This window comes from Sphingomonas sp. AP28 (assembly GCF_056680455.1).
Window position 1 is genome coordinate 1 of sequence record NZ_JBWXQI010000008.1, and the last position, 6,219, is coordinate 6,219.

General features: G+C 54.4%; 7 protein-coding genes. 6 read left to right on the plus strand and 1 reads right to left on the minus strand.

Going from position 1 to position 6,219, the window contains the following annotated elements; translation table 11 throughout:
* Positions 1 to 106 precede the first annotated feature (106 nt).
* Positions 107 to 967, plus strand: coding sequence for a hypothetical protein (locus AC1MH0_RS24045; protein WP_480966526.1), 861 nt, complete (start codon positions 107 to 109; stop codon positions 965 to 967).
* Positions 960 to 1,865: a nucleotidyl transferase AbiEii/AbiGii toxin family protein gene (locus tag AC1MH0_RS24050; protein ID WP_480966527.1), complete on the plus strand. Its 906-nt coding sequence runs from the start codon at positions 960 to 962 to the stop codon at positions 1,863 to 1,865. Before AC1MH0_RS24045 ends, AC1MH0_RS24050 begins: the two co-directional genes overlap by 8 nt.
* Here AC1MH0_RS24050 and AC1MH0_RS24055 read toward each other — a convergent pair.
* Positions 1,862 to 3,358 (minus strand): MobA/MobL family protein, encoded by a 1,497-nt coding sequence (locus AC1MH0_RS24055; RefSeq protein WP_480966528.1) that lies wholly within the window; start codon positions 3,356 to 3,358, stop codon positions 1,862 to 1,864. The genes AC1MH0_RS24050 and AC1MH0_RS24055 overlap by 4 nt on opposite strands.
* 148 nt (positions 3,359 to 3,506) lie before the next feature.
* On the opposite strand from AC1MH0_RS24055, the gene AC1MH0_RS24060 reads away from it, so the two are divergent.
* The 4 genes from AC1MH0_RS24060 to AC1MH0_RS24075 all read left to right on the plus strand — a co-directional run bounded on the left by AC1MH0_RS24060 (position 3,507) and on the right by AC1MH0_RS24075 (position 5,981).
* On the plus strand, positions 3,507 to 3,986 hold the full coding sequence (locus AC1MH0_RS24060) for a conjugal transfer protein TraD (protein ID WP_480966529.1): 480 nt from the start codon (positions 3,507 to 3,509) through the stop codon (positions 3,984 to 3,986).
* 407 nt (positions 3,987 to 4,393) lie between these two features.
* On the plus strand, positions 4,394 to 4,975 hold the full coding sequence (locus AC1MH0_RS24065; RefSeq protein WP_480966532.1) for a helix-turn-helix domain-containing protein: 582 nt from the start codon (positions 4,394 to 4,396) through the stop codon (positions 4,973 to 4,975).
* 66 nt (positions 4,976 to 5,041) lie between these two features.
* Positions 5,042 to 5,560 carry a hypothetical protein gene (locus AC1MH0_RS24070; RefSeq protein ID WP_480966530.1) on the plus strand — a complete coding sequence of 173 codons (519 nt, stop codon included), beginning with the start codon at positions 5,042 to 5,044 and terminating at the stop codon, positions 5,558 to 5,560.
* Positions 5,553 to 5,981, plus strand: a complete 429-nt coding sequence (locus AC1MH0_RS24075; protein ID WP_480966531.1) for a hypothetical protein — start codon at positions 5,553 to 5,555, stop codon at positions 5,979 to 5,981. The genes AC1MH0_RS24070 and AC1MH0_RS24075 overlap by 8 nt, the downstream gene beginning before the upstream one ends.
* The last annotated feature ends 238 nt before the right edge of the window (positions 5,982 to 6,219 follow it).

A 6,219-nucleotide genomic window follows, 5' to 3' on the forward strand; every position in this document is an offset into this window, starting at 1 on the left:
TGACAAACCCTCTTTGCACTACCATACGTCCTAAGGACGTATGGTAGTGCTATCAACAGTTAGCCAGGCAGTGCTAATGACGCTCCTCGATAGGGGGCGTCCTGTCGTGACCGGATACGAATTATTCCAGCTTGTGTGGGACATTTATACGTCCCCTCAAAAGTACCCGATTAAAATTCGAAAAAAGATTTCGGCTCCGGGCTACGATCAATTTAGCAGAGTAATTACTGAGCTCTCTCAGGAACGCCATATCCGAGCTGATCCCGATTTTGATGGTGCTTACTCGGTATCAACGAAGACACAGGTGTTTAGAGTTAACGAAATACCTGATCTACCTGCTGAAGATATAGTATGTCTTATTGACCCGTTTTGTTACATAGCATTCATATCTGCTATGCAACGATACGGTTTGACCGTTCGGCAGCCAAAATCTCTTAGTATGGCAAGCCCCGCAAGCTCGTCATGGGCAAAATTGAGGGATGAGAAGCTACTAAGTGACTATGGATTTGTTCCATCCCCTCAAGATCTTACTTATTATCGTCGCCTAGAACACATTGAGCTACCCGGCCGAATTAGAGAGCGCAGGATCGAAACTCATAGGATAAGACACAATTATCAAACGCAAGTTGCAGAAGATTCTTATTACAAGATAATAACAATAGGCGATCTTTTTGCACAAACTTTAGTTTTTCCCGAACTATGCGGTGGCATTTTACATGTACTCAATGTTTGGGAAGAGCACTGTGAAACTTATTTGGATCAAATTGTAAAATCCATCGATAGTTTTCATATGCCAATTGTTAAGGTGAGAGCAGGGCACATTATAACCGAGCGGCTTTATATCGAAAACGATACTGTCGAAGGTTGGAAGCAGTTTGCTCAAAGGGGTGGCTCTAGAAAGTTAGATCCTAATGCGGAGTATGGATCCACGTGGTCTGAAGATTGGATGATAGCAACCAATGTCTAATGACAAGGAACATGTTTCCCTTGACCTTCCCGTTATGGAATGGGTGGAAGCAGCACGCGCAGATCCGGTCCGGTACCGTTCTCGTCAAGTAACCCACATCCTCCTAGCAGCGATTGGGCTTACGCCAGAGCTTAAGGACTCAATGATCCTTAAAGGCGGAGCCCTTATGATGCTGGGATACGACAGTCCTAGGGGAACGCAGGATGTTGATTTCAGCATAAATGCTGATCCTGAGCCATTTACTTCCCAAATAAGGGAAATGCTAAATCCAGCTATGGCACGAGCTAGTGCTGATTTGGGTTATATTACATTAGTAACCAGAGTACAGAGACTTAAAAAAGAGCCGAAGCTATTTGAAGAGGCCGATGGGCCTGCTCTTAGCATAACAATCGCATATGCCGTTCGAGGTAGCAAAGACGAAGCTAGGCTGTCTATCGGACAGGGGATACAAGTATTAAAAATAGATCTGTCATTCAAAGAACCCTTGAATAACATATCTCCCCACAGCCTAGATAATACCGATGTTGAAATAAATGCTTATTCTTTAGAAGATCTAATGGCTGAGAAAATAAGATCTTTACTCCAGCAGCCAGATAGAGACCGCTTTAGACGGCAGGATGTTTACGATATATCTTGGCTAGCAGATAACTCTGAATATTCACAAGAAATGATGGCCGAAATACTTAGATCTCTTTTAACCAAATCTAAATCTAGAGGAATATTTCCAGATATCAATTCTATAGAAAATCCAGATATAGCAATCAGATCGGAAAGAGACTGGCATACTCTCCAAGATGAGTTGCCTTATGAGCTACCTTCTTTTTTTGAATGTTTTGAGAAAACTAAGAGTTTCTATAAATCGTTACCATGGCCCAAAATGGATGATACCGCCGTTTAACGTCCACGCCCCCTATCGTCGCGCTCACGCTGTTCCCTGAGCCTTTCGCGCTCCTTCACTGCGCGCTCCGCAGGCTCCTGTTTAGCTTTATCAAACTGCGCCACCCGTTCAGCGAATGCGGCCTTCTCCACCGCGATCTGCTCGATACGCTGCTGACGCATCACCTCCGCATGGGCCTTGGAGAGGTCGGGCTGCGCCCGCTCCACCCGCTCCGCTGCCAGCCGGTCGCCGGGATGGTGCGGGGTGTATTGGGTGACCGGCTGGAGATAGTCCCGCAGCTTCTCCACGCGGCGGCCTAGCTGCGCTGCACGCCGTCGCAGGCCGTCCGCTGCCTTCTCCCACGTCTTCCACGCGGCTTCGTATGACGCCTGTTTGAACGCCGCGAACATGCCCTGTGGCGGTATCGGCCGCTCGCGCTGATGATCCTGCACCGTCCCCAGGTGACGCCGCTCCATGCCCTCGGCATGACCCATGATCCGCCGCGCCTTGGCCTGTATGGCGACAAGCTGACGCTGATGCTCGGCCGTCCACCGCTGGACGATCGCCTCGGGCGATGGCTTGGCCGGTACAACCGGCGCGGGCGGTGCGGGTGCCGGCGTCTGTGCGCCAAGCTCTTCCCGCGCCACGCGCGCGGCCCCCGCGATCAGACCACGGGCCAATGCCTCCCGCTCAAGCCGCTTCGTCCGCTCCTGATACAGATCGATGATCTCCGCATCGCGATCGGGGATCGCCTTGTCGATCGCCACCTTGGCCTGCACCAGCTCGGCCGTGGCACGCCGGAACGCGATCACATTGGTGCGCGTCTCGTCATCCCGCCACTCACTGGGGAGCAACCGCGACGCCGGCTCTACGTCGAGACCACGGGCCTGATAGCTGCGCATATCGATCCGCTCACCCCGACCGGCGCGCGCCAGGTGATCGTTTGCCATCCCTTCCCACCGGCCCCGTAGCTCTTTCAGATGCTCGGCCCGTTCCTCCCGGCTCAATCGCTCACCGGCACGCGGACCATATCCCTTCTTCGCCCCGCCGCGCTCCGGGGCCTTGCTGTTCGCCCGCTTGAAATACTCGTCCGGGCCGCGCTCAATTCCGTCCACCTGACGCTCCGAGAACATCAGATGGACATGGGGCTGTTCGCCCCCGTCGCTACTCATGACCGGTGTATGGATCGCCCATTGGTAGGCGTGCCGATCGCCTATCTCCTGTGCCACGAACGCCTGCACCAGTGCGGTCCGATCCTCGATCGACAACTCGCGCGGGATGGCAATTTCCATCTCCCGGTAGGTCGTGCCGTTCACCCGCTCGTGCGCATCTGCCGCTCGCCAGAACGCGACCGGATCATTCTCCGCCCACGCCGGCATGTTGCCGGATTCCGTGGCGTCCAACCGTTCCAGCGTCTCGTCACGAGCATAACGGCCCTCACGGAAAATGTAGGAGGCATGGGGCCCGGCTTTGCCGGTCCCGCCTACCTTCATTTTCAGCCGCCCGATTGCCACGCTGGTCTTCTTCCTTCTTGGCGTCCGCAGACTCCGCGTTTTGCATTTTGCAAAACAACTAAGCGGGCCATGAAATTACATGGACTCTTCTGCCCTTGCCTTATTCTGCCTTCTGCCTCACAATTCTGTCAACTTTGGTAGGCGGAATATGGCTGCAAAACCGGGCTACATCGACAATTCTGCGTGGGCTTTGGCGCACGTTGATAAGGTACTCGCCAAAACCAATCCGTCCAAAGACGACAAGCTCTTCATGCTCCTCATGCACAAGCCCGATCGAACGCCCGTTGATAACCGGTCACTGGCTGCACTGATCCGGGTCGAGCGCGCCAAGGAAACCGTACGGGCTGGCCGGGGAGCGATCCGCCAAGCCGCCAGTGCCACAGCTAAGGCCGATCGCAGGGAGCGTGACCATCAACGCTTCCTCGCAGCCGGTCTGATGACGAAGGCGGGATTGCTGGATAGCCAGACCGGCATACCGACTTGGGATCGTGCAACTCTTCTCGGTGCACTCGATGCCATGGCAAAGGCGGACGTCACCGAGGACCAGCAACGCCGATGGAAGGCCCGTGGAGAGGCGCTTCTCGCGAAAGCCGGGGATGACACGGAAAACACCTCTGGAGCAGCCTAGAAAGCCACAGGAGCCTGTTTGGGCCGACACCGGACTACCTGCCTACTTCTGCCTCGCTAAGCACCTTCCGCACTGTCCTAGGGCGTTTCCGATCATGTCGGGGGAATCCAACAGCGCGCGAGCCGCCTAGGCTCGTTGTTCTTGCTTCGTTCCTTCTGATCTAATGATCATGCCCCAGCCTGCGGGACTTGGCGGTCACGCTCATTAGATCATTAGAGAGCGCAAATACTTTTTCGTTATTTTTCCTGGTCTTACCTCTGGGGGTGGCCGCACCAGCTATGCGGTCACCCTACCGCACCAGCTATGCGGTAGGTTGCTTAAAAACTCGGCAGATTAAATAAGCAGGCTTGCCTTGTTTCTCCGCAAGGTTGCGGTAGGGTAGCCGCATGGGTGCGGTGGGGTCGTCAATGGGTCATTGGGTGCAAGTCGAGCGCAAAGCATTGGAGCTTTGGGGTGATCTCACAGCGCGAAAACCGCGTGCCGGCCAACTGCTTCTGATCCTCGTTGGTCGAATGGGGGATCGTAATGCTGTCGCCATTTCCCAAAAGACGATCGCGAAGCTGATGGGGTGCAGCGTGGACACGGTCCAGAGAGCGGTGCGAGATCTAGCTGAAGAGAATTATGTTCAGGTCGTGCGAATGAACGGCCCCGGCACAGTGGCGGCCTACGTCGTCAACGATCGAGTAGCTTGGGGCCAGCCACGTGACGAGCTCCGGCTTTCAGTGTTCAGCGCAACGCTAGTAGCGGATGCAGCCGATCAACCTGAAAGCGTCATCAACGATACACGCCCTCTCAAAAAGCTGCCACGCATGCTTCCTGGCGAACGGCAGTTGCCCTCTGGTGAGGGGTTACCCCCCCCTAGCGAGCCCACTTTGCCCGGTATGGAACCGAACATACCTGCACTGCAGGAAACGGTTGATCGCCAGCCTAACGAGGAAGCACGCAGCATCGGATCGCTTACGGGTAATCTACTAGGACAGCTAAGCTAGTCCGCTACAGAGTATGCACCTTGTCTACAGATGGTTACATGTAAGATTTAACAGCGAGTGACACCCATGGGTATACCCCTAAAAGAAGCCTCCGATCAGGTTGGTGTCACCCGTCAAACCCTTATGAAAGCCATTAAAACTGGCCGTATTTCAGCGGAAAAGACGGCAAACGGCGAATGGCGTATCGAGCCGGTAGAGCTTTTTCGCGTTTGGCCTGCTGTAAAGGGGATGCAGCAACCTTTACAGCCCAGCTTAACAGTAGGTGACACCCCCGATGCACCCGTCATAGCAGGGGAAATTGTCGATCTGCTCAAGGCGCAAATCGACCTTCTAAAATCCCAACTGGATGATGTCCGAGCTGACCGCGAGGATCTGCGCAATGATCGCAATCATTGGCGCCAAATAGCTGAGCGCGGCCTGCTGACGGATCAACGCCCTGCGTCCGAGGAGTTCCTACAGGACACACCACAGCCACCAGAGGTTGCACCTGTCGCGCCCCCCCCGTCACCACCTCAGCCCCAGTCCGATGGCAGCTTTTGGTCTCGCCTGTTCGGCCGCCCTTTGAAGGATGAACACCATGGATGATGCACCCCGGCCTGTTACCGTTGAGCAATTTACAGCAGCAATGCTGGAATCGGGTCGCCTTCATACAGACATGGGCTGGGTTCTCGCTCGCACACGGTCAGGCGAACAGATTGTGTGGCTGGCCGGCTTTGATGACGCCAGCCCGGTATGGGTAGGGAGCCCCGATAAGGCTGTGGCCTACCATCGCGAGGGAGCAGAGGCGGCGAGGCGGCGATGCACTGACCTGCCCGATCACGATGACGTTCTCTATGCCGTCTGCCATCTGAAAGCCGACGAGACTGCTCCTCCCTCTGCTGGACGGCAGCCCCCTAAAAGACTGTCGCCAAGTACGGAAGCATGGAGCCAATCTGCGCTAAATGCTGGAAACCGTGCCGATCGAGATCCCAAATTCGCCGAGGAAGTCGGAAAGCGCCTGTTCTAATCGCTAAATCAGAGCGTAAGATTTTCTCGATCGTCCGGATCAATACCTCTCCACCATCGGCCCCAGATGCGGGTTTCTTATCAAAAAAGACCTTCTTTTAGCTATTAAAGGCGAAAGAAGTTGACGTAAGGTCGAGGTATCCCATATCATACGTCCTTAGGACGTATGATATGGGATACTCACCTATACGCGTCTTTTCCCTGATAAATCAATACCTTAAGGCCTTACACGACATGCT

Bases quoted from the DNA above. Each gene is read 5' to 3' on its own strand.
- AC1MH0_RS24070 (WP_480966530.1), top strand. From the start codon at position 5,042: ATGGGTATACCCCTAAAAGAAGCCTCCGATCAGGTTGGTGTCACCCGT.
- AC1MH0_RS24065 (WP_480966532.1), top strand. From the start codon at position 4,394: ATGGGTCATTGGGTGCAAGTCGAGCGCAAAGCATTGGAGCTTTGGGGT.
- AC1MH0_RS24050 (WP_480966527.1), top strand. From the start codon at position 960: ATGTCTAATGACAAGGAACATGTTTCCCTTGACCTTCCCGTTATGGAA.
- AC1MH0_RS24075 (WP_480966531.1), top strand. From the start codon at position 5,553: ATGGATGATGCACCCCGGCCTGTTACCGTTGAGCAATTTACAGCAGCA.
- AC1MH0_RS24060 (WP_480966529.1), top strand. From the start codon at position 3,507: ATGGCTGCAAAACCGGGCTACATCGACAATTCTGCGTGGGCTTTGGCG.